Origin of the sequence: Paenibacillus sp. UASWS1643 (assembly GCF_008693195.1) — a bacterium.
GTDB lineage: Bacteria > Bacillota > Bacilli > Paenibacillales > Paenibacillaceae > Paenibacillus > Paenibacillus amylolyticus_B.
On sequence record NZ_VXKZ01000101.1, the window covers coordinates 56,948 to 79,258 of the forward strand.

At 46.2% G+C, this 22,311-nt stretch carries 19 protein-coding genes and 1 riboswitch; of the genes, 10 read left to right on the plus strand and 9 right to left on the minus strand.

The window, feature by feature from the left end:
• Positions 1-300: 300 nt before the first annotated feature.
• Positions 301-951, minus strand: coding sequence for a nitroreductase family protein (locus tag FE296_RS08475; protein ID WP_124118217.1), 651 nt, complete (start codon positions 949-951; stop codon positions 301-303).
• A 128-nt stretch (positions 952-1,079) separates the two neighbouring features.
• Here FE296_RS08475 and FE296_RS08480 point away from each other — a divergent pair, with 128 nt between their 5' ends.
• The gene (locus FE296_RS08480) at positions 1,080-1,445 is read left to right on the plus strand and encodes a MerR family transcriptional regulator (protein ID WP_167483811.1); all 366 of its coding nucleotides are present in this window, start codon (positions 1,080-1,082) and stop codon (positions 1,443-1,445) included.
• 43 nt (positions 1,446-1,488) lie between these two features.
• On the opposite strand, the gene FE296_RS08485 is transcribed toward FE296_RS08480, so the two are convergent.
• Together FE296_RS08485 and FE296_RS08490 are read right to left on the minus strand one after the other, a co-directional pair.
• Complete coding sequence (locus tag FE296_RS08485; protein ID WP_150364736.1) at positions 1,489-1,830, minus strand: hypothetical protein; 342 nt, start codon at positions 1,828-1,830, stop codon at positions 1,489-1,491.
• A gap of 136 nt (positions 1,831-1,966) precedes the next feature.
• A complete protein-coding gene (locus FE296_RS08490) occupies positions 1,967-2,848 on the minus strand; it encodes a LysR family transcriptional regulator (protein ID WP_150364737.1) in 882 nt (293 codons plus the stop codon).
• Positions 2,849-3,016: 168 nt separating this feature from the next.
• Here FE296_RS08490 and FE296_RS08495 point away from each other — a divergent pair, with 168 nt between their 5' ends.
• Positions 3,017-4,198 (plus strand): MFS transporter, encoded by a 1,182-nt coding sequence (locus FE296_RS08495; protein ID WP_150364738.1) that lies wholly within the window; start codon positions 3,017-3,019, stop codon positions 4,196-4,198.
• Between the two features lie 38 nt (positions 4,199-4,236).
• Here FE296_RS08495 and FE296_RS08500 read toward each other — a convergent pair whose 3' ends face one another.
• Positions 4,237-5,205 carry a helix-turn-helix transcriptional regulator gene (locus FE296_RS08500; RefSeq protein ID WP_150364739.1) on the minus strand — a complete coding sequence of 323 codons (969 nt, stop codon included), beginning with the start codon at positions 5,203-5,205 and terminating at the stop codon, positions 4,237-4,239.
• Positions 5,206-5,292: 87 nt separating this feature from the next.
• On the opposite strand from FE296_RS08500, the gene FE296_RS08505 reads away from it, so the two are divergent.
• Positions 5,293-5,736 carry a VOC family protein gene (locus FE296_RS08505; protein WP_124118211.1) on the plus strand — a complete coding sequence of 148 codons (444 nt, stop codon included), beginning with the start codon at positions 5,293-5,295 and terminating at the stop codon, positions 5,734-5,736.
• 254 nt (positions 5,737-5,990) lie between these two features.
• On the opposite strand, the gene FE296_RS08510 is transcribed toward FE296_RS08505, so the two are convergent.
• From FE296_RS08510 to FE296_RS08525, 4 genes are read right to left on the minus strand one after another with little or no spacing between them, the layout of a single operon-like run.
• Positions 5,991-6,770 (minus strand): PHP domain-containing protein, encoded by a 780-nt coding sequence (locus tag FE296_RS08510; RefSeq protein ID WP_150364740.1) that lies wholly within the window; start codon positions 6,768-6,770, stop codon positions 5,991-5,993.
• 41 nt (positions 6,771-6,811) lie between these two features.
• Complete coding sequence (locus FE296_RS08515) at positions 6,812-7,639, minus strand: energy-coupling factor transporter transmembrane component T family protein (RefSeq protein WP_150364741.1); 828 nt, start codon at positions 7,637-7,639, stop codon at positions 6,812-6,814.
• Positions 7,614-9,542, minus strand: coding sequence for an ABC transporter ATP-binding protein (locus FE296_RS08520; RefSeq protein WP_223868818.1), 1,929 nt, complete (start codon positions 9,540-9,542; stop codon positions 7,614-7,616). Before FE296_RS08520 ends, FE296_RS08515 begins: the two co-directional genes overlap by 26 nt.
• Entirely contained in the window at positions 9,535-10,422 is an 888-nt protein-coding gene (locus FE296_RS08525) for a DUF8171 family membrane protein (protein ID WP_150364742.1), read from the minus strand. Before FE296_RS08525 ends, FE296_RS08520 begins: the two co-directional genes overlap by 8 nt.
• A gap of 201 nt (positions 10,423-10,623) precedes the next feature.
• On the opposite strand from FE296_RS08525, the gene FE296_RS08530 reads away from it, so the two are divergent.
• The 7 genes from FE296_RS08530 (at position 10,624) to mmuM (ending at position 19,823) form a co-directional block, all read left to right on the plus strand.
• Positions 10,624-11,457 carry a MurR/RpiR family transcriptional regulator gene (locus FE296_RS08530; RefSeq protein ID WP_124118207.1) on the plus strand — a complete coding sequence of 278 codons (834 nt, stop codon included), beginning with the start codon at positions 10,624-10,626 and terminating at the stop codon, positions 11,455-11,457.
• Between the two features lie 539 nt (positions 11,458-11,996).
• On the plus strand, positions 11,997-12,902 hold the full coding sequence (locus FE296_RS08535) for a methyl-accepting chemotaxis protein (protein WP_167483815.1): 906 nt from the start codon (positions 11,997-11,999) through the stop codon (positions 12,900-12,902).
• Between the two features lie 146 nt (positions 12,903-13,048).
• A complete protein-coding gene (locus FE296_RS08540; protein WP_150364743.1) occupies positions 13,049-14,761 on the plus strand; it encodes a spore germination protein in 1,713 nt (570 codons plus the stop codon).
• A gap of 34 nt (positions 14,762-14,795) precedes the next feature.
• The gene (locus FE296_RS08545; protein WP_124118204.1) at positions 14,796-15,896 is read left to right on the plus strand and encodes a GerAB/ArcD/ProY family transporter; all 1,101 of its coding nucleotides are present in this window, start codon (positions 14,796-14,798) and stop codon (positions 15,894-15,896) included.
• Positions 15,893-17,101: a Ger(x)C family spore germination protein gene (locus FE296_RS08550; protein ID WP_124118203.1), complete on the plus strand. Its 1,209-nt coding sequence runs from the start codon at positions 15,893-15,895 to the stop codon at positions 17,099-17,101. The genes FE296_RS08545 and FE296_RS08550 overlap by 4 nt, the downstream gene beginning before the upstream one ends.
• Positions 17,102-17,171: 70 nt before the next feature.
• A riboswitch (SAM riboswitch) is annotated at positions 17,172-17,273 on the plus strand.
• Between the two features lie 92 nt (positions 17,274-17,365).
• Positions 17,366-18,778 (plus strand): S-methylmethionine permease, encoded by a 1,413-nt coding sequence (gene mmuP, locus FE296_RS08555; protein WP_150364744.1) that lies wholly within the window; start codon positions 17,366-17,368, stop codon positions 18,776-18,778.
• Positions 18,756-19,823: a homocysteine S-methyltransferase gene (gene mmuM, locus FE296_RS08560; RefSeq protein ID WP_150364745.1), complete on the plus strand. Its 1,068-nt coding sequence runs from the start codon at positions 18,756-18,758 to the stop codon at positions 19,821-19,823. The genes mmuP and mmuM overlap by 23 nt, the downstream gene beginning before the upstream one ends.
• A gap of 83 nt (positions 19,824-19,906) precedes the next feature.
• Here the strand turns inward: mmuM and FE296_RS08565 are convergent, their stop codons facing one another.
• The gene (locus FE296_RS08565) at positions 19,907-22,309 is read right to left on the minus strand and encodes an ABC transporter permease (RefSeq protein WP_150364746.1); all 2,403 of its coding nucleotides are present in this window, start codon (positions 22,307-22,309) and stop codon (positions 19,907-19,909) included.
• Positions 22,310-22,311 lie beyond the last annotated feature (2 nt).

Here is a 22,311-nt window from a genome sequence, read left to right on the forward strand (position 1 = left end):
TAAGTTATGTAACAAAGGGTCCTGATGACAGTTGTCATCAGGACCCTTTGTTTATGAACGTTAATGTTTCTATGTCCAAATCAGTATGAGGCTATTATAATGAAAGCCTTTAACTGATATAGGATGAGTACTCTGGTATTATGGGACGCACAGTGACTTTCATCTATTTTACAGACTTAGTGTTTACTTATAGTTGTTATATTCACTTAACTATTTAATACAAGAGATATTACTTCATTATGTCTAATACTCAAGAATAGCATCATCCATAGTCATTTTAGTCTTGAGAGTAGCTGTTGATTATGCCCAAGTTGTAATCGTTTCAACCGGGAGACGATAGGAAGGATAGCCATCTTTGGCTGCTTTACCTATGGAGATCAACATCACGGGTTGGAACCGTTCTTTATCCAGGCCGAACGCTTCGGCGATCTGACCTTTGTCATAACCAGCCATAGGGTTCGTATCATAGCCATGAGCACGGGCAACGAGCATGAGTTGCATGGATATGAGGCCTGAATCAATGAGGTTCATATCACGAAGTTCGGATGGATTTATGTTCGCATAATAAGGTTGTACCTGCTGCATCTGCGTATCCATGATGTCTTGTGGCATGTATCCAAGTTCCACTGATTTTCTGAAGATCTCTTCCATGTATTCAACGTTGTTAGCATCGTAAAATACGGCAATGACAGCGGAAGACGTTAGTGCCTGTGTCTGGTTAAAAGAGGCCAGTGGTGCAAGTTTCTCTTTTCCTTCAGGACTGTCGATAACAAGAAAACGCCAAGGTTGCATGTTAATGGCCGAAGGGGCACGTGAAGCTTTCGCCAGTATTTCGGTCAGCTCCTCGCGACTGATTTTCACTTCAGGGTCGTAGACTTTAACGGAATGGCGCTCCAAGACGATGGTATCAAAATCATTTGTTTTGTTGAATTGGCCGGTAATTGTATTCATATCGATTTCTCTCCTCATATCTATATTGGTGAGAGTGGGTATAGGTTATATCTCCATCTGTCTCACTATGAGGATTGTAAACTATGAAGTATACTTTATAGCAAGAAGAGGAAACGGGGGAAATCCATATGAAGATTAGTGAAGTAGCGAACCATGTAAACCTTCCGATATCCACGATTCGTTACTACGAGAAAATAGGTATTATCCCGGATGAACATATGCTGAGAGATCATAATAACTATCGAATATATGCGCAGAGCATTATTCAGCATCTGGAAGTGGTCAAGCAATGTTTAGCTGTTGGTTTTACGATCCATGAGATCCAATCTATGATCTCTAAACATGGATTTTCAAGTAATGATCAAGCAAGCATTATCCAAGCGAAAATATCAGAAATTGAAGAAACACAAAATAAATTAGAGAATTCCAAACAAAATCTGTACGAAATTCTTAAATCGGATATCACGTGTGAGGATGGTTTTGGTAAGTATTAAGCCGGAAGTCCCTCTTGAGGTTTTCATTCAGTACGTTCTTACATCATATCGATTCAATCGAGTACATATCGTCCTGTATACGCAGACTACCGGGCAGCCCAGTTTCAACTTTTACCTCCGTGGCAAATACACCAGGCATACGTCCGTCTGGGAACCAGGGCTTCTGTTTATCAATGACAATAAACATGCCTTCTGCATCACCCGTGGGGGAGAATTGTTTTCCGTCTCCGGCAAATGGTTCAAGTTGATAATTATTATTCAATGTGTTTGTCGTCTCAGGGACATCATCGACAGGCAGACCGATTTCACTAATACATAACAGATGCTTCGCTTCAAAAGCTTCATCAACTGCATTATCAAGTGAATGGTGAGCGATAAATTCCATCAAGTTGCCGCTTGGATCATAAAAATAGAAGGCTGTTGCATCCCAGTAGTGTACCGTAAAACCCTTTTATGGCCTCGACCTGATGTGTCGACAAACCAACTTCTCTTATTTTCATTTCAAAATCCTCCTTTTCATCTCACCTTTGATTGAAATACTCGATTGTTTTCTCAATAAATGCCTTGGCGGATTGCGTCAGGTAACGGTCGGACCGATGGATGATCTCAAAGTGCCGGTATGGCGGATCGTCTGTAATTCGGATGCAACGTAGTGTAGGCTCATTCATGGCTTTGATCAGAGGATAAGGCAGCAGTGTTCCTCCGACGTTGGCTTTGACCAGGCTAATGATGGAGGTTGCAGAACTGGTCTCCATGATGGTATTTAAGGTGAATCCATATTTACGGCAATAGCCATCGACCAATTCTCTGCCCGTAAATCCTTCGGGGAACATCACCGTTTGAATATCACGTAACTCCTGAATTTCAATCGTGCTTCGTTCAGCCCAATCATGATTCTCGGAAACGACAAGTACGTATTCTTCACTGCACAAAGGAATGCGAACAAGCAGATCATCAGGGGCAGATGTAATCTCTATACCGATGTCGACTTCATTCTCCAACACTTGATTTACGACATAGATCGAAGAGATAACCTTCAATTGCACCTTGGGAAATCGGGCATGAAAATCAACGAGCAGCGGAGTGATACGGTAATCCAAATCGGATGGAAGAACACCAATAACCAATCGTCCCCGCTGATCATTCCGAAATTCAGCCAACGCATCTTGGGTATTCTGTAAATGCCGGATCATCTGTACACAGTGCTCCAGAAACAGAGTGCCTGCCTGGGTCATCACAATCTTTTTGCCGACACGGTCAAACAAAGGAACACCAAGTTCATCCTCCAATCCACGTATCTGTTGACTCAACGTAGGTTGAGATATGCCAAGTTTCTCAGCTGCCCGCGTAAAATGAAGCTCCTCGCACACTGTAATAAAGTTTTCCATTTGACGAATCTCCATGAGTTCACCTCTAATCATTGGTTTTAGTAATCATTTTAATAGAAATGATAGTATTGTTCAATCATTCTAATGATTCTATACTTAATCGTGCACCACCCGAAGATCTTGTCATTAACAAATGGGATCTTTGGTGAAGGCAACGATACTACTACCATGAGGTGATCCATAATGAAATTTTTTTATATTGTATTGGCGCTTATTCTGGCTTCACTGAACTTAAGACCACCGATTACTTCCATTTCACCTCTGATGAGTACCATACAGAATGATCTGGGTTTGAGCGGCATGACCGCCAGTCTGTTAACTACACTACCGGTATTATGTATGGGCATATTCGCTCCATTCTCTGTAAGACTAAGTAGAAGGTGGGGGAACGAAGGTGCCATTGTGCTGGCTTTAATCCTTATTGGGATAGGTACGGGATTACGATTGTTCGTAATCGCAACTCCGTTGATGATGTTCACTTCTTTTCTGTCAGGTGTAGGGATTGCATTGGCAGGGCCGCTGTTGTCCAGCTTCATTAAGCAGTATTTCCCTAACCGAGTGGCAGCCATGGTCGGCATCTACTCTACAGCAATGGTGATGGGGGCCAGCATTAGTGTGGGATTATCGGTTCCATTTCAGCATACGTTGGGGGGATCTTGGAGAGGTCCTTTGGCTACATGGGCATTACTTGCTGCCATTGCATTACCGATCTGGTTTAAATTAGCTTGGTCTGCGCGTACAGAGCGACAATCCGGACAAACCTCGGCTGCCATTCATGCACCACTTCCGGTGAAGAACAGGCGTGCATGGGTGCTGACACTGTTCTTCGGACTGATGGCCGCGATCTTCTATTCATTAACCGCTTGGCTTGCGCCAGCCATTCAAAGCCATGGATATAGCCAAGAGACTGCTGGCAACATCCAAACGTTATTTACATTGATATCACTGCCCTCAACGTTATTCATACCCATGCTTGTACACCGATACCAAAGACGTGTCTTCTGGCTTGTTGGATGTGCGATGTTGGAGTTAACAGGTGTCCTGATGCTGAATCTCTCTGTCAGTCCGTGGCTCGCGGCAATCCCGCTCGGTATTGGTGCAGGCGGACTGTTCCCGATTGCACTCATGTTGCCGATTGATGAGACAAACAATGCTCAGGAAGCTAGCAGCTGGTCGGCGATGACTCAATCTGGTGGCTACATTCTGGGAGCACTTGGGCCGCTGGCGATTGGTTGGCTCCGCGATCTAACAGGCAGCTTCGTGCAAGCATTTTATGGCTTGGCTATCATCATCGTGTTGCAGATTATCGTTCAATTGGCTATTGGCAATAAAAAAAGGTTAAAAGTTAGCCAGGAGCAGAGCTAAAAGGCATGTGAAGTAAAATGGATATAGAAATATGATCTTTATACATGATCCAACAAGTCCAGATAGTACTGCCTTAATGCTTTCTGTAAGATGACGGGCTCTATAATCTTAATCGATTTACCATAGCCCGCAAGATATCTCACTATGAAATCAAGCTCGTGAGGTTCATACGAACCGACAAGATACATGTATCCCAGCTTCTCGATGATCTGCATAGATGGGAAATGTTCTTGCTGGAATAGCTCCATCCCGGCTTCATCAATCCGACATTGAAATGGAATAGCATCTGGTGATGGTTTCCATAATGAATGGGTATCCTGTGCATGAAGTTCAATAACATGAGCCAAAGGTTCAATGTCGGACACTTCGGCTGAAGTGATACGGTCGCAGCGGAATACACGATACGCTTGTTTATGCAGATCATAGGCCTGGCAATACCAATAGCCTTTCCAGGCATAAAGCGTGATGGGTTGAATGATGCGGATATTGGTGTTTGCAGAAGATGGCTTTTGATCAGAGGATCTACGTTGATTAGCGTACGTAAGCTGAATCACTATATTCTGCACAGCAGCCATCAACAGAAATTCCAAATGTGCACTATCGCGGATCTGCTCCGTATGTCGGAAGGAAACCCGGTGTTGCATGTTCTCAATATCCTGTCGTTGCTTGTCGGATAACGCGCTCATAAATTTCTCATGAATGGTACGGAAAGAGACATGAAAGGGTAAGCTGGAGAAGCTGCGGAGAGCCTGCATCGCAAAATAAAGGGCATGAAGCTCACCCGTATTAAACGAAATGGGAGGCAGTTGCATCTGTTGGAGCAGTCGATATCCGCCGTAGCGTCCATATTCGACATAGATGGGCGCACCTAACTCTTCCAATGAGGTGATATCTCTTAACGCGGTTCGTTTGGAGATCTGGAACTCCTGCATGAGATCTTGCAGGGTGAACCGTTGTTTTTGATTAATGAAGCGTAACATCTGATTCATACGTTCTGATTTTTTCATATCAAACCCTCTTAATGGTGCCATGGATTGGCACCTTTCTTTGTTACAGTGATAAGTGTAATCCAATAGGAACAAGGAGGCAATATAATGAATTTTGAAGTGATACCATTTTTGTCGATGAACGGGGATGCGGCGGCAGCCATTGCTTTTTATGAGGAGTTTCTGGGCGCCAAGGTGATATTCAAGAAAAGTTATAAAGAGATGAAGGAGATGAACCCGGGTTTTGAGTACCCTGCCGGTCAAGATGAGTATATTACACATTCGGTGCTGGAGATTGGGGTTAACAAAGTCATGATTGCGGAAGAAGCAATGGACACGGAGAGAGCATGGCAGCTGGGGAACAGCATGTCACTATGCATTCAATCCAAGGATAAACATACAATTGATCAACTGTATCATTCTCTGATGCAACATGAGGGCGTGAAGGTACTGGTAGCTTACGAGCAAAATGAATTCAGCCCGGGTTATGGCATTGTGCGGGATCCATTCGGTATTGCGATTCAGCTGTGTGTCACTGTGCACGATTTTTAATCGAGGTGAGGGGCCCAATCATTTCTTCATGCCTCAAGTGAATATTCGTCACTAAAGCCCACTTCAGTAGTCTGATAGAGTATGCAATACAAGGGATAAACCCGTCGCTAATGTGCAGGGTTGAAATAGGAGTGAATAATCACAAGGCTACGAATGACGTTGGAATACAAAAGAGACATGCTCTTGGTGAGCATGTCTTTGTGCATGACAACTTTCATTCAGGCATTTGGTGATTCTGAATGTGGCTCCTCGTTCTAAACCTCCTGCAGACTAGTGGCCTCCAGCTTGGCAAGACGTTTCATTACTTTCTTGAGCATTACTGAGGCTTTGACGCGTAAGGGAAGATCGGCAGAGATTTCGATGGTGTACGCTCCGGTGAGAATCTGCTCTTTGAGATCAGCGACCGATGCACATGGACGATCCAACACGTTGCATACACTGCCGTATTGCAGACATTGGTGTGTATCACTTCCGGCGGTAACCGGCTTGCCAAGAGATTGGGCAAATGGTTCGACCTGACTGCGGCAGGTCTGGATACCGACTTTGTACATGTCCTTGGCGTTCAGGTCGAATGCATCCAGACGCCCAAGCAGGTTGCGGTCCAACTGATGCAGCGGAGTGGAGTCGCGGTAAGGGTGTGCACCGATTTTGAGTAAAGGCCATGCTTCGGCCAGATCCAGCAGGTCGGCAAAGGGAATGAAAGACCCCTTGGCTGTATAATTTTCCAGGCCGGCACGGACGGCGAGGATATGTTCTTTTTGACCAATCAGCAAAATATGCCCTGTTTCTCGAATATCCACTTCCATCCCGGGGAAAATGCGAAGTCCGTCTGCATCGTAGTACTCTCCATTATAGGGGTAAAGACGATCGAGCGTCTCATAGACATCGTAAAAGTGACGGGTGTTAAAGTGCTCTGTAAGTGCGAGGGCATCCAGCCCGCTGGCTTTCGCTTCCGTGACCATTTCGGTGAAGTAATCGATTGAGAAATCAGAGTTTTTGGATAATTTGCCGTGAGTATGAAGATCAATACGCATAATGACACTCCTTTTATTCCATGAATGGTTAAGTATATGAATTATAAAATTTCAAAATGTGCACCGAACCAGAATAGCAGCGCAACATAGATTGCCGATCCGGCGAGAAATCCGATGTCACGTGAGGTGATTCTTAGATGAGCCAGCTTCAGACGTTTGGATTCTGGATGTTTCATGCCGTAAGAGAAACCTCGCGTCTCAAGTGCTTCCACGGTTGTGCGTGAGCGTTTGGCTGTAGCCAGCATGAGCGGGAAGAAGGACACAATGAACAGTTTCATATAATAAACGACAAGCCGCCAATAGAGCCATCCATGCCGGGAAGGAAGAAGACCCCGAAGTCGGTAGGACAACATGATATTCCGGAATTCACCGAACAGCACTGGCAAGATCCGATAAGCGTAAGAGAGGCTGAACGAGAATGTTGCAGGCATACCGAGTGCTAGTAATCCATCGCCAATCCGTTCCGGGTCCATACCCGAGAAAACGCTGATACTCGCCAGCGAAACGATGGACAGCTTCAGGGTAAGCAGCAACAGGGGGAATGCAGATTCCCAATTGCCCCCGAAGAACAGCGAGATGATAAACATCCAGCCTACTTGACCGATTAACCCCATGCAGAGAATGATGATAATAAACGGAGCAGCCCGAGATAAAATTGTGGTGGTGACCATGAGCAGGAACATGCCAAGCAACACGGTACCGTTATGAATAAACCAGGGTACAATGGCAAAAAAGAGATACCAAATCAGCATTGCACGCGGGTCAATCCGTGACAGGCTGGCATGACCACTGCCATAAACGGTATTCATTAGCTCCAGCTGTATGCGTTCAATCGAAAGTTTGTCAAACCAGTTGCGGACAAGCTGCATGACGGGCATCCTCCTTGGTGAATGATTGCTTCAACAGACCTGCAACAAAGTCATCGGTTGTAGGGCAGAGTGCATTTAATCCGATACGGTGCGAGAGCTCCATGATCTGCGTAAGGGCAAGTCCTGATCGGCGCAGAAGGGGTTCGTCGGCGAATACCTCGGCAGGCGTGCCGTCGGCTTCTACCCGACCATTGTGGAGTACGATGACCCGACTGGCCCACTGGGTAACCAGTTGCATATCATGCGTAGCAATGACAGTTGTTCGCACATACTGATCCAGCTCATCCAGTACACCAATCAACTCTTCCCTTGTAGCAAGATCCAGATTGGCAGTAGGTTCATCGAGCAACATGAGAGAAGGCTTCATCGCTGCACCGATAGCGAGGGTAACCCTCCGTTGTTGTCCACCGCTCAGGAGTCGGGCATCCCGCTCTTGTAGCGGCGTCAGCCGGAAGCGATCCAGCACATGAGCGACCTGATTGTCAGCGTCCTGAATGCGACGGGTTTTCAGGAAGTACGCCACTTCTTTGCGTACACTGTCTTCGATGAACATCTCGGAGGAGTTCTGAAAAATATACGCGACTCTGCCCGCAAGCTGTTCCAATGAAGACCGATGGGTCACTTCGCCTAAAACGCTGACGCTGCCTTCCTGAGGCAAGCTGATTCCAGCCATGAGTCTGAGCAGTGAAGACTTGCCGGCTCCGTTGTTGCCCACCAAGGCAATCCGTTCTCCTTCATGCAGTGAAAAGTTAATGCCACGAATAACCTCATGCTCTTTTTTGCCCAGTCCTCTGTACCGTAACCGCGTATTTCTGAATTCGACAATGGGAACAGGCTGCGCAGTAGAATCTGTCAGTATGCCCCTCGATATCCGCGAAACGGCTGAATCGTTCTGCTCCATGGCAGACTGGATCGTATTCTTAGTTTTCATCTGCAACGCATGTTCTGCAGCATCCCTCGGTTTGTCTGAAGCATGTAAGTCCTGCTGGTAGTGTCGTTGTACAAAGTAAACCACGGCTTCCTCCACCGTAATGGGGAACCAATATCGAGTAGCAGAATCCTGGGTATTGCTGGGTAATTCATCTTCCCTGTAATGCTCAACCGCTTGAATAGCTGCACGAGTCACCTCGGGTGGTTGAATGCCAAGCCGCTCCAGATCGGCAATTCGATTCAAGCCTTCCTTGACGGGAAGATTCCAGAGCACACGACCTTTATCCATCAGCACCACGTCTTCGCAGAAGTCGGCGATAAATTCGGTATGGTGCTCAATGACGATAATCGTCTTGCCATATTCCGTATTTAATCGGGACAGACATTCGTAGATCAGTCTCGCATGCTGCGGATCGAGCTGGGAAACCGGCTCGTCGACGATCAGAATATCCGGGTCGAGTGACAGCGCACCGGCAAGAGCGAGCAGATGTTTCTGCCCACCACTCAATTCCCAGATGTATCGGTTGTGAATGGTATCCAGTCCGCACATGGCAAGCGCCTGTTCACCCAGCTCCCGATAGTTGGGTAACCCATAGTTCAGAGGTGCAAAGCAGGCTTCATCGAGAACAGTTGGACGGACCAGTTGATTATCAAAGTCCTGGTATACATAACCGATTTTTTTGGACAGTTCTGCAACACTTCGGCCCTTGGCAGGTACACCAAGTACATGGACTTCACCAGAGAAGTCTCCCGTGTAGAATTGGGGGATGAGACCATTGAACAATTTGCACATCGTTGATTTGCCACAACCGTTGCTCCCGATGATTGCAGTGAAACTGCCCTGTGGAAGTTCAAGTGAAGCCCCGTTCAGAACAGGCTCCTCCGAGCCGGGATAGGTAAAGGTCACATTTTGAATGGAGATAGCGGACTCCGGTGTGGAAATAGAAACAGGTTGGGACATCGCATTATGCATAAGGACCGCTCTCCGAATCTGCAATGGAGTTGTTCTTGTTACGTCTGACCCGCATGAAGATCAGTGTCACCACAGCGATGAATGCCGCAGTACCAATACTGATCCAGATGGAGGCAGAACCGTATTGATCCGCATAATCCGTCTCCCACACCGCGAAGTTAATGTCCAGCTCGGAGAGGGATTCGGCGCTGAAAGCCAACGCGAGCAGTAACACACCGATCAGGATGAGCTTTGGACGGAAGAAGCCAACGCCTTCATACTTCATGCCAGGATTGCGAGGTTTGATTCCGAGCAGTGGTTCAATTTTGCCATAGAGCAGGGGAACCAGATACATCGTTGGCAGTAGAGCGAAGAGGATGCCCGAGAACAGTACGTCATTAAGGAAACCAACCCCTTCGATCAGAACTACACTTTCAGCGAGTCCCGGAACTGCTTCAAGCTGTTCCACACCGATCCATACTTTGCCGATATCGACCAGCGAACTGAGAAATTGATGAATAATGACTCCGGTCATGGCTGCAATACCGACCTGCCGGCGATTGCGGGGATCACGTACCATACGCCCGGCGACGTACATGCCGAAGGAAAAAGTAATGAATTTCTCCAGCTCGCCAAGTCCGCCAAATTGCCCCAGCATCAACTCACCGAAAATGACTTCGCCAAGGGCAGCACCAAGCGCGGCAATCATGGGATGAAACAGAATACAGAGGGTCAGCGGAATAAAAGCAAAATATTCAACGGACAATTCAATGGGTCCAAGCTGTAGCTTGGGAATAAGCTCTGTGAACATGTTGGACAAGCCATACAGTGACATGGAAAGCACAAAAACCATCATTTTCTGTGAAGACGTCAGCGTATAACGCTCAGTCATCTTCTTCATCGATACATACCTCCCTGAAAGTTGGTGATCATAGCCACAGTCTAGGGGCAGAGTATTAACGGGAAAGAAGACATTTGTAAATCAATTGTAATTTTTATTACATAAATTTATTTTAATGAAAAAATTGTTACATAGATAACCCCCTTCTTTCCCAGTCCACTGATATACTAATTGGAGAGCGAGAAAGGGAGTGTGTCCTGAATGAATTTGTTTACGCAAAAAGAACAGCTATCGCCAGGCCATCTGAAAATTGCCGACTTTGTTGAACGTAATCCCGAAGAGGTTTTATTCCTGACGGAACAGGAGATCGCCGACAGGCTGGGGGTCAGCATTGCGACGGTATCCCGTTTCTGGCGTGCAGTTGGATATGACAATGCCAAGGCATTCAAAATCCGGCTCCGCACGTCTGAAGACACAACACCCGCGTTGAAGTTAAATAAAACCATGTCCCGAATGGATACGGCGAGCTTGCCCATTCAATTATTGGAAGCCTCCGTCAGCCATTTGCAGGAGACGTTATCTCATATGAAGCAAGGGGATCTGGAGCAGGCAGCAGCCATCCTAGCTGAAGCGCGAAGAGTATACATCTATGCACCTGGACCATCTGCAGGTCTGGCTGAGCTGTTATCATTTCGCTTGTCCAGATTTGGATTGACCGTTATTCACCTTGCAGGAGGTGGACATGAGTTGTTGGAATCGCTGATGCATATGCAGCAAGAGGATATGGTCATGCTCATGTGTTTCACCCGCTTGTTGCCTGAAGCAGAGGTCATTCTAGATTATGCCCGTGATACGGGAAGCAAAGCCATACTTGTAACAGATCGGGAAGACTTGTTATATGGACTGGCAACGGAGTTGTCTTTTTACGTCAGCAGAGGAGAACTGGGAGAATTTCATTCCATGGTGACTCCACTTCTGTTAATGGAGCAGATGGTGCTGGCTGTGGGATTAAAGCAGAAAGAGCGTGCGCTGTCCAAGTTGGAGCGGCTTGCTGAACTTCGCAGTCGATATGGAGACAAGCTGCCGCGAGGCTGATGAATGGGAAGACTGTAGAAAAGCTAGAACGATTAATAGATGTCGAAAAAGAAACAGGGCGATGATCATGACGAATCGGCCTGTTTTCTTGTGTCACAGAGGACAGCTGGTGACTAGAAACAGACGAAATGCGAGTCATGTATAAGTGTGTGTTTCTTTGCTTTGTGTTACGATACGTACAAGTAGATAGAGAGACGATTTTACTGTGGGGATAAGCTATTGCATCTCTTTTCTGGAAGGCGAACATGCTCCGAGAGCACGATGATGAATGCGACGGCTTCAATTAAATTCTGATCATTCTGGACGATGTTGGGGACAGCTTAAAGTTCATTGAGTTACTAAAAATGTACACGCATTCACTAATGAAATGAAATAAAAAAATAAATGACAACAGATGATCCAAAATGCTGCAAATCGGGTATCAATAGTAGAGCCATCTAGAACCTGATGATTACATATGTTGTTATGATCGTTTTTTGCTAGTAAAGGCTGTCTATTATGGAATGAATTGTGGGGGTTATCAAGTGTCTATATTAGATATGGAAAAGAAAGATGTTGTCACCGATGCAATGGTCATCAAGGCGATGGAGAAAAATCTTGCTATCATTCGATTCAATCTGGATCGCCGGGTAACCTACGTGAATGAAGTCTTTGCCCAGACGATGGGATATACGGTAGATGAGATGTATGGCATGAAACATCAGCAACTATGCTTTGGTCAATTTGCAAACACCCCGGACTATGATGCTTTTTGGAACAGCATATTTAATGGTGTCAGCTTCCAGGACAAGGTTGAACGCAAGGATGCAAAGGGGAATTCCGTATGGCTTGAGGCGACATATATGCCGGTGTACGATGAGACGAATCAGAAGATACTGGGTGTCTCCAAAATCGCCACCAACATTACCAACCGTCAGAACAACATTTCGGTCGTAGTGAACGAGCTGAAAACGATGTCCCATGAACTGAATGGGCAGGCAGATGTAGGCATTGAACGGAGCCAGGAATTAATGTCCAGTATCTCCTATATCTCAGAGGTGTCGGCTACTAACCGTGCAACGTTGACTCATTTGCAGGAACAAGCCGGATCAATTCAGGGCGTGGTACGAACGATACGTGAGATTTCGTCTCAGACGCAACTGCTCGCGTTGAATGCTGCCATTGAGGCTGCACATGCAGGAGAATTTGGACGAGGATTCGATATCGTGGCCAAGGAAGTTAAGAAACTATCCGCAATGGTGGAGAGTTCGATTAATGAGATTCGTGATAGCGTTACCGGAATAACGAAGGAGATTGGTAATATCACAGGCGGTACCAAAAAGGTAGAAGAATATGTGGAGCAGAGCCAGAAGCAGATTGAGATTGCACTGAATGATTTTACAGCAATTGCTGCTTCAGCTCACTTGTTGGATGCCAAAGCGGAGCATGTGACCAGAATCGTATAATATAGAGCGAATAGTGGTTCCTAATACAGGAACCGCTTTTTTTGTCGTTCAGTACACAAAAAACGGGAATTATTGTGATCAAACGGGGACACAATACTTGGGAATACCTGCAGCTTTGTCATGCAGAGAAATGTTGGGGTGGGAACATGTGGTCAACAATTGTATCCTACGTGCCGGATTGGTCCATATGGATCCAGGCATTCTTGGTCTTCATCATTCCAATTGGTATTACATTGAGCACGCGCTGGATCAATGCTGCCATTAAGCGCGGAAGCTTCTCTCGTTCGAAGCGATCGTCCGTATCCTCGAAGGATATCTCACCAGCAGCCAAAGGGCAGGGTGAAGGGACCGAAACAGGCCAATATGCGAATATTAAATTAACCGGCAAGTACACTACGGATCTGACCAGTGTAAGAGAAAGCTTTGGTCAAAATGCTGACGTGCATATTCGGGAATTTACGATTAGGGGAACGAATACACGGGCAGCCGTCATATATACCGAAGGCCTGGTAGATCAAGATTTAATCGATGATCACCTGATTACACCATTAATGTTGGAGGGCGTTCCAGAGCTTAAGCGGGAGGGTTTCCTCCATCCGGATAATGCACATTTACTGTCGGCCTACCTGCAAGATCAGCTACTACCTGTCAGTCTGATTGAGGAGACCCAGTCCCTACAAAAGGTCTCAGTTGGCGTGCTTTTTGGCAAGAATGCACTGTTGGTCGATGGATTGCCGGGAGCTCTATTAATTGGAGCTCATAAGATCAAAACACGTGGTGTAAATGAACCATTGTCTGAGGGATTGCTTCGTGGCCCCCGAATTGGTTTTACAGAACAGTTAAGTGATAACACAGGTATTTTACGTCGATATGGAAGTGATCAGAGCCTCTTTATTCAGAAGTTTGAAGTAGGTTCACGGATCAAGAAAGAGTTGGCTGTTGCCTATATTCAGGATATTGCTGACCCTAATCTCGTGGCGGAAGTCCAAAAGCGAATTGAAGAGATGGATATGGATTCCATGTTGGAATCAGGGTATGTTGAACAGCTTATCGAAGACAATACGCTTAGTCCGTTTCAACAAGTGTTAAATACGGAAAGGCCAGACCGGGTGATGGGTGCTTTGCTGGAAGGGCGAGTGGCTATTTTATTGGATGGGACGCCATTTGTCTTAATTGTGCCAGTGACTTTTAGCATGTTGCTCCAATCTCCCGAGGATTATTATGAACGCTGGATTCCTGGAACATTCCTGCGAATGCTGCGCTTTATGGCTGCCATGCTGGCACTGCTGGCACCTGCGCTCTATATCTCGTTTATCTCCTTCCATCCGGGTCTTATTCCAACGAAGCTGGTACTGACGATTATTGAAACGCGGACAGGCGTGCCGTTTCCTTCGATCATTGAAGTACTGATCATGGAACTTTCGATTGAAATTCTGAGGGAGGCAGGGATACGGCTGCCTAAACCAATTGCGCCAGCGATGGGTATCGTAGGAGGTCTGATTATTGGCCAAGCAGCAGTGCAGGCGGGAATTATAAGCCAATTTCTGGTCATTGTCGTAGCAGTTACGGCTATTTCTTCCTTTACGATTCCAGTCTATAGTGCGGGATTAACACTACGGATTCTGCGATTTGCCGCTATGTTCAGCGCAGCCGTACTCGGATTGTTTGGCGTGGTTATGTTCTTTCTGCTTGTGTGTACGCATCTGGCACGACTCTCAAGCTTTGGCGTGTCTTATGTTGCACCGGCTGTCCCTTATCAATTTGGGGAATGGAAGGATTTCATTATTCGTGCTCCGCTAAATATGATGAGGAAGCGTCCGGAGATGTCTAGTCCAATAGATAAAGACCGAAAAAAATAAATGAAGTAAATCACGAGGTATGAGGTGGGATGAAGTGAACGGTTCCGAAGGAAATATTAGCACAAGGCAGGCCGTCGTAGTTATTGTTAATTACATGCTTGGCGCTGGGATCCTAACACTCCCTCGAACGACGAGTAAAGCTGTCGGAACGCCGGATGTCTGGATCTCCATCATTCTGTCTGGACTGATTATCACGGGTGTCGGAATTATTCTGGTTACCCTGTGTCGCAGATTTCCTGAGAAAACAGTGTTCCAGTTCACTCGTGAGATTACGGGGAGCTGGATTGCTTACATATTGGGATTCGCCATGATTATGTATTTTATGGTGATTGCCGCATTCGAAATTAAGGTCATGGCTGATGTGACAGGAATGTACTTGCTCGAGCGCACACCAAAATGGGCTATCGTGATGGTGTTTATGTGGATTGGCATATATTTGATCTCTGGCGGACTTGCTGTCATTGTGCGCGTATTTGAGATTATTTTGCCGATTACACTGATTATATTTGTGATTGAGATCTTGCTTAGTAATCAGTTGTTTGAGATCGGCAATCTGAGACCGGTACTCGGCGAGGGTATCATGCCAGTCCTCAAAGGGTTGAAACCTTCGCTGCTGGCTTACACGGGGTACGAAGTCATGTTTGTCATGACTGCTTATATGAAAAACCCCAAAAAGAGCAATGTAGCCATGAGTTGGGGCATCATCATATCGACTATGATTTATCTGATTACTGTAGTGATGGTTGTAGGCAGTCTGTCACTCGACGGCATCAAAACACGTACTTGGCCCACGCTGGATCTCGTAAGAAGCTTCGAGATTCAAGGTTTGATCTTTGAACGGTTTGAATCCTTGCTACTGGTCATCTGGATTATGCAGATCTTCTCGAGTTTCACGATCACACACTATTGTGCTTCGGTAGGGATTCGGGATTTATTTCGTACGAAGAAGATCAAGGTCATTATGTACGCCCTTCTGCCAGTAATATATCTAACAGCATTAATGCCGAAAACCGTGGATGAAACTTTTGCTCTGGGTGATATGTTGGGCAATCTATCCGTGCTTCTATTTGCCATTTTACCTCTGTTACTGCTGATAATAAGTCTGATTCGCAAAAAGGGAGGCAAACATGCATGATTCGTTTTTTTATGCTTTTACGTGTAGCCTTTGCTTTGTCCGTCCTTCTGGTGATATCCGGATGCTGGAGCAGTAGAGAGATCGAGGAACTAAGTGTCTATGTTGGTCTCGGGATCGATATCGCTAAAGAAACAGAATTTGAGAAGGACATCGCTGCTCAGGGAGGAAGGTATCCAAAGAATAATTATATAACGGCTACTGTGCAGATTGCTCCTGGCACGGGCGGTTCCAACAGTAAACAGAGCGGACAATCCGGTTCACCTGCTTCGGGAAAGACGTCCTATTCCAATGAACAGCTTACTGGAGATTCCTTGCTGCAAATCTTTCGTCAGTTTGCACTAAGGCGAGATCGTCCACTTATCGGACATCATCTGAAGGTTATCGTTGTCTCCAAGGATATTGCCAAAAAGTATGGTCTGGACCAGCTACTGGATTTTGTACTTCGGGATAACGATATTCGTCCAAATTGTCTGGTGCTGATAAGTCATCATCGTGCCGTGGATGTCCTGACTTCGGATGATCCCTCCCGGATTCCAGCATTTTATCTAACAGGAATTACCGGTAATTCGTACTTGTCCAACAAAATCCTGGACCCTGTTTTGCTCTCCAAATTAGATGCCCAAATGCAATCTGGTTCCAGTTTCTTGCTCCAGAATGTACTGTACTCCAATGGAGAGGGCAAGTTCTCAGGTGGCAGCATATTCGATGGGAAAACAACTAAGTTTATTGGAGAACTAAGTCAAACGGATCTGGAAGGTTTATCGTGGCTGAAGCCTAAGGAAAGAGGAGGCGTCTTGAAGACTTACAACAAAGAGGGATTTACTGTTGTATATGAAATGAAAAAGAAGAAAACAAAAATAATTCCCAAGGTTGTTGGCAATGATATTTCATTCCATGTAAAGACCGAATCCGAAGGCTGGTTAATGGAGGATTGGCGTGCTCCCGAACGAGAGGAAAAAGGGGCTTATCGCAGGGAACTGGAAAAAGAATTCTCAGATCTGGCGGAACAACAGATTCGTCAGGTGTTATACAAGCTACAGCATACTTACAAAGTTGATGTTGCGGATTTTCGGGACAGCTTGCGTATTAAAGAGCCCAAAACATGGAAGAAAGTCAAAGATGATTGGGACAACATTTTTAGTACCGTGCCAATTACGTACGATGTGAAGATTACCATCACCAATCCGGGGTCTTCCACCGAATAGCGAGGTGTGCCATTTATTATTTTAATGTTGACACATTCATGATAGATCGCTATATTAGTAAAAAATCATTTTCTTATCCAGAGAGGTGGAGGGACTGGCCCTTAGAAACCTCAGCAACAGATCTGAAGGATACTGTGCTAATTCCAGCGGGTGAAAGCCTGATAGATAGGAGCGTTTGTTTTTATTTGTCAGTAACGGCGCACTCTTTAGGCAGAGTGGGTCTTTTTTGTTTTTTCTGGATGAAGAATTAGGGGAGCAGCAGGTATGGAGAACAACAACGACAAAGGGCATTTTCAGCGGAAAATGCAGGCACGGCATGTGGTCATGCTCTCTCTCGGAGGAGTCATTGGAACGGGATTATTCCTCAGCTCAGGTTACACCATTCAGCAGGCGGGACCACTGGGAACCATTCTGTCCTATCTGATCGGAGCCATCGTTGTATATCTGGTGATGCTCTGTCTTGGTGAACTGTCTGTTCATATGCCAGAGACGGGAGCATTTCATAGTTATGCAGCCAAATATATCGGACCGGCAACAGGCTACACGGTGGCTTGGTTATACTGGTTAACCTGGACTGTTGCGCTTGGCTCCGAATTCACAGCCGCCGGATTGCTGATGCAGCGCTGGTTCCCATCGGTGAACGTATGGATATGGAGTGCGCTCTTTGCACTGATGATCTTTCTGTTTAATGCATTAACGGTGAAATTATTTGCGGAATCCGAGTTCTGGTTCTCATCTGTAAAAGTAGTGACTATCGTAATCTTCATTATTATCGGTGGCGCAGCCATGTTTGGGTTCATTCCCATGGCGGATTCTGAACCGGCTCCATTTCTATCGAATATTACCGCATCCGGGTGGTTCCCTCATGGGGCTACAGCGATATTGATGACCATGCTTGCTGTAAACTTTGCCTTCTCAGGCACGGAGTTAATCGGTATTGCCGCCGGTGAGACGGAGAATCCGGAAAAGACGATACCGAAGGCTATTCATACGACACTGTGGCGCCTGGTTATTTTCTTCATCGGAACGATTATTATCTTGTCGGCCTTGTTGCCCATGTCGGATGCCAGTGTACTGGAAAGTCCGTTTGTAGCGGTAATGGAACGGGTTGGTGTACCCTATGCAGCAGACATTATGAACTTTGTTATTCTGACGGCGATTCTTTCTGCTGCCAATTCAGGCCTGTATGCATCTTCACGGATGCTCTGGTCTCTGGCTGATAAAAGAACGATCTCACCGTGGTTTGCCAAATTGACCAAACACGGGGTGCCATTGAATGCACTTCTGATCAGTATGGTTGGTGGTGCGCTGGCCCTACTGTCCAGTATCATTGCTCCAGGTACCGTGTATATAACACTGGTTTCCATTTCGGGTCTGGCTGTTGTTGTGGTATGGATGAGCATCAGTGCTTCCCAGTACATGTTCCGCAGACAATATATCCGGGAAGGCCATGCGGTCAAAGATCTGGTCTACCGCACACCACTGTACCCGGTGGTACCGATTATTTCATTTATATTATGCCTGGCTTCATGCATAGGTATTGCGTTTGATCCTACACAGCGAATTGCGCTGTATTGTGGGGTTCCATTTATCGCATTGTGTTACGCAGCTTATTATCTGACAGAACGTGTGAATAAGAAAAGAGGACAAGTACATGACGCAAGCACAACAGACTAACCCCTTAGAACGGATCCTGCGTGAACATCCGGTCATGATTCTGGATGGAGCGCTGGCAACGGAACTCGAACAGCATGGATGTGATCTCGATGATCCACTATGGTCTGCTCGTGTGTTACTTGAGAATCCGGATGTTATCGTTCAGGTCCATGCAGATTATTTTCGAGCAAGAGCCGACTGTGCGATTACATCCAGTTATCAGGCGACGGTGGATGGTTTCCGCAAGAGAGGGATCGATGAACAGGAAGCACTGGAGCTGATCCGCAAGACGGTGGAACTGGCTGCACAGGCGAGAGATGACGTGTGGGCAGAAGTGCAGAGTAGACTAGTAGGGAGAGAAAGCTCGACAAGTCAGCTTGTAGAAGCTTCTTCGGTACGTGCTGAGACGGTGGAGAATGAGGAGTATATAACAGATCGTACAGGGGAGCGCGAAGGAAATTGTCTTCGTCCACGTCCAATTATTGCCGGGTCCGTTGGTCCGTACGGCGCTTATCTGGCGGACGGTTCAGAGTATGTCGGTCATTACGGCGTGTCGGATGAGACGCTTGCCGCATTTCACCGTCCGCGTATGGCGGCGCTGATTGAAGCGGGTGCTGATATTCTGGCGTTTGAGACGATTCCTTCCTTGCAGGAAGCACAGGTGCTGGTTGATTTACTGAAGGAGTTTCCTCATGCGTATGCCTGGTTATCTTTTTCTTTAAAAGACGGGACAAGTATCAGCGAGGGCACACCGCTTGAGGTATGTGCACAGACGTTTGGCTTCGAGCCGCAGATTGCGGCGATTGGCCTGAACTGTGCTCCGATGGAAGTGGTGACGGAAGCAGTGGGTATTTTGAGCCGTACCAGCGATAAACCTGTTATTGTGTATCCGAACTCGGGAGAAGTATACGATGCAGCAACGAAGACGTGGAGTGGACAGGGTACATGTGGCAGTATGCGTGATGCTTCGGAACAGTGGGTTGCTGCGGGCGCACGGATTATTGGCGGCTGTTGCCGTACAACACCGCATCAGATTGAGGAACTTGCGAAGAAGTGGCGGAAATAGTCCATATCATGATAAGAAGCCCTTCCACATCCTATAGGGGTATGGAAGGGCTTGTTTTATTGTGTTAAGGCATCCTTATTGCACTATTCGATAACCAGCATACGTGGCGATGCTTCCCGAATGATTCGCGAAGAGAACCATGAGCCAAGACTGGCTGCAATGATGCTTAGACAGGTGAACAGTACCATTCCACCCCAATGCAGGATCAGTGGAAGTTGTACGATACCATAACCGGAAAGGACCATTTCGAGTAGAATAGGCAGCAGATATACGCCGGCGAAAATACCCAGTATGGCTCCCATGGAGGACAGTATGAACATTCCCATGGTGAGCGACAACCGGATTTGGCGGGATGTCATTCCCAGCGATTTGTATATCCCGTACGTTCTGCTTTCTTTACGAATATTGATTCTACAGGTACTGAAAATAATGATGAACGTCACAATGATAAACAGTAATCCAATCAGACTCATCGGATAGATCAGGATATTAGCGGCTTCTGCGTAAACCGAATCAAGCAATGTCTTCTGAGTAACTACCGAAGCAAAATCTTTAAATTGCTCATTTAATTCCGAGGCAACCTTACCCGCTTGTGCCATATCGTTCACATTGATGAATATAACATCAAATTCACTATAACCGGGGTTCACACTTCTCATGGCATCAATGGTGATTCTGCCTGAAACAGACATGTTGGCGATCGCCTGATAGATGCCTGTAATGAGGAATGTACGCTTTTCTCCTTCAATATAGATATCGATAAGATCACCGAGATCTTTATTTGATGTTTTGGCTACACTTACACCAATGGCAATTTCATTTGCATGTTGTGGGTTAACCCCTTTTAACGTTTCGAATCCAAGTTCCTGATAACTCCCGTCCAGTACACTCAAGTTGAGACTGATGGATTGGCCCTTCACTGTTGCAGAAGACTCCGGACTAATTACACCCGTTGTGTTCCCTTGCCAGCCTGCATTGCTAATCCTTGAATCCTCTTCTAACGTTTGTTTTAATTCAGTCTTTGGAAAGTTACCTTTGTTCACGACTACTGCTGCAATATTGGCATTGTCATACCCCCATTTGGCTGCTGTCTGTTCAATTCCGGTTATACTGGTCAACAGAACATAACCCAGAACAAGTACGGAGGAAGCCATGGTGGTTAGCAGGAGTGTTAGAACAGAACTTTTGATGTTTTTGAACACATGTCGGAATCCAAGCACAGCGGTCACAGGCAGTCGTGTGAACCCGATCCAGTGCGCCAATGGCGAATTCATTCTGCCAGCCATCCGGCTATAATCTGTCTCCGACATACCATAACGAATAGCCTGCACGGGCTGTATGCTGCGTGCCTTTTTGGCATATAGCACAGTGAACAGAATCACTAGAGCAAATAGAAGTACGCCGGCCAGTATAGCCGCATCCAATCCTTGGACTGGAATGTTCTGATTCCCCACTCGAAGAGAGGATACAGAAATATCAATGATCCATTTGGATATCCATATACTGAGTGCAAGTCCTGGGATAATGGCTACGATGGATAACAATGCATACTGAATAACATAGGTGCCTATCGTTTTTTGGGAAGTCAGACCTAGTGATTTGAGGATTCCTATCGTTCTGTAATTGGCCAAGATGGCATCCGCAATCGTAAACCCGATGGTCATCAGGGCGATAGAGAGCATGACAACACCCATGAATATCATGATAAATCCAATAACCTGATTGATGATCAGATAGAAAGAGGCAATGGCCTCGAACTCCATTTTGGATTCCAGAAACGGAATACCTGTCTCACGATTGTATCGTTCCCAATACACCGAATTCATGCTGTAATCGTTAAAATGGATGCCCATCATACGATTCTCGTTGCCAGCAAGTGTCGCGAGATCATGTTGATAATCAGTAGGATTCATCCAGACCCGTGCTGTATTGGAGAAAGGTGCCCCGTATGGTACATCGATGACAATGCCCGAAACATTCAATTCGAGTGTGCTTGAGCCGGTTTTGAAGCCAACGGTATCACCTACTGAAATATGATAGGCATTTGCCATGGATGTTGGGATCCATACGCTTCCTTGTTCAGGAGCCGAATGCTGTGTACCACTTGCAAATACAAGTTCATCTACACTCCATGGCGGAGGCGGGGTATTCATCATGTACAGATACAGGTTAGGAATGTCAGCGCCGCCAAAGGTGATGCCCGACAAGATGCGGTAAGTTAGCAAAGGTGAGACTTGAACACCGTTCTGGGCAGCCCACCAGTCATGCACAGCTTGGGGATCGTTCAGTCCTTTGTCGAACGTCAAGATCTGATGGGACCCGTTGGTCCGACTATGCATTTCCTTGAACTGGTTACCCGTATTGGCCAGTATGACAATAGCTGTAGATACAAGAAGTGTCGAGAGTAGCAGGAGCAGCGCAATTAACGTATTTTGTATTTTATTTTTACTCAGATACGACAAACTAAGTTTAAACATGACTGCCATAG

Bases quoted from the DNA above. Each gene is read 5' to 3' on its own strand.
- FE296_RS08475 (WP_124118217.1), bottom strand. From the start codon at position 951: ATGAATACAATTACCGGCCAATTCAACAAAACAAATGATTTTGATACC.
- FE296_RS08550 (WP_124118203.1), top strand. From the start codon at position 15,893: ATGATTCGTTTTTTTATGCTTTTACGTGTAGCCTTTGCTTTGTCCGTC.
- FE296_RS08525 (WP_150364742.1), bottom strand. From the start codon at position 10,422: ATGAAGAAGATGACTGAGCGTTATACGCTGACGTCTTCACAGAAAATG.
- FE296_RS08490 (WP_150364737.1), bottom strand. From the start codon at position 2,848: ATGGAGATTCGTCAAATGGAAAACTTTATTACAGTGTGCGAGGAGCTT.
- FE296_RS08535 (WP_167483815.1), top strand. From the start codon at position 11,997: ATGGAAAAGAAAGATGTTGTCACCGATGCAATGGTCATCAAGGCGATG.
- FE296_RS08540 (WP_150364743.1), top strand. From the start codon at position 13,049: ATGTGGTCAACAATTGTATCCTACGTGCCGGATTGGTCCATATGGATC.
- FE296_RS08500 (WP_150364739.1), bottom strand. From the start codon at position 5,205: ATGAAAAAATCAGAACGTATGAATCAGATGTTACGCTTCATTAATCAA.
- FE296_RS08505 (WP_124118211.1), top strand. From the start codon at position 5,293: ATGAATTTTGAAGTGATACCATTTTTGTCGATGAACGGGGATGCGGCG.
- mmuP (WP_150364744.1), top strand. From the start codon at position 17,366: ATGGAGAACAACAACGACAAAGGGCATTTTCAGCGGAAAATGCAGGCA.
- FE296_RS08515 (WP_150364741.1), bottom strand. From the start codon at position 7,639: ATGCAGCTTGTCCGCAACTGGTTTGACAAACTTTCGATTGAACGCATA.
- FE296_RS08565 (WP_150364746.1), bottom strand. From the start codon at position 22,309: ATGGCAGTCATGTTTAAACTTAGTTTGTCGTATCTGAGTAAAAATAAA.
- FE296_RS08530 (WP_124118207.1), top strand. From the start codon at position 10,624: ATGAATTTGTTTACGCAAAAAGAACAGCTATCGCCAGGCCATCTGAAA.
- mmuM (WP_150364745.1), top strand. From the start codon at position 18,756: ATGACGCAAGCACAACAGACTAACCCCTTAGAACGGATCCTGCGTGAA.
- FE296_RS08495 (WP_150364738.1), top strand. From the start codon at position 3,017: ATGAAATTTTTTTATATTGTATTGGCGCTTATTCTGGCTTCACTGAAC.
- FE296_RS08520 (WP_223868818.1), bottom strand. From the start codon at position 9,542: ATGCATAATGCGATGTCCCAACCTGTTTCTATTTCCACACCGGAGTCC.
- FE296_RS08485 (WP_150364736.1), bottom strand. From the start codon at position 1,830: ATGGAATTTATCGCTCACCATTCACTTGATAATGCAGTTGATGAAGCT.
- FE296_RS08480 (WP_167483811.1), top strand. From the start codon at position 1,080: ATGAAGATTAGTGAAGTAGCGAACCATGTAAACCTTCCGATATCCACG.
- FE296_RS08510 (WP_150364740.1), bottom strand. From the start codon at position 6,770: ATGCGTATTGATCTTCATACTCACGGCAAATTATCCAAAAACTCTGAT.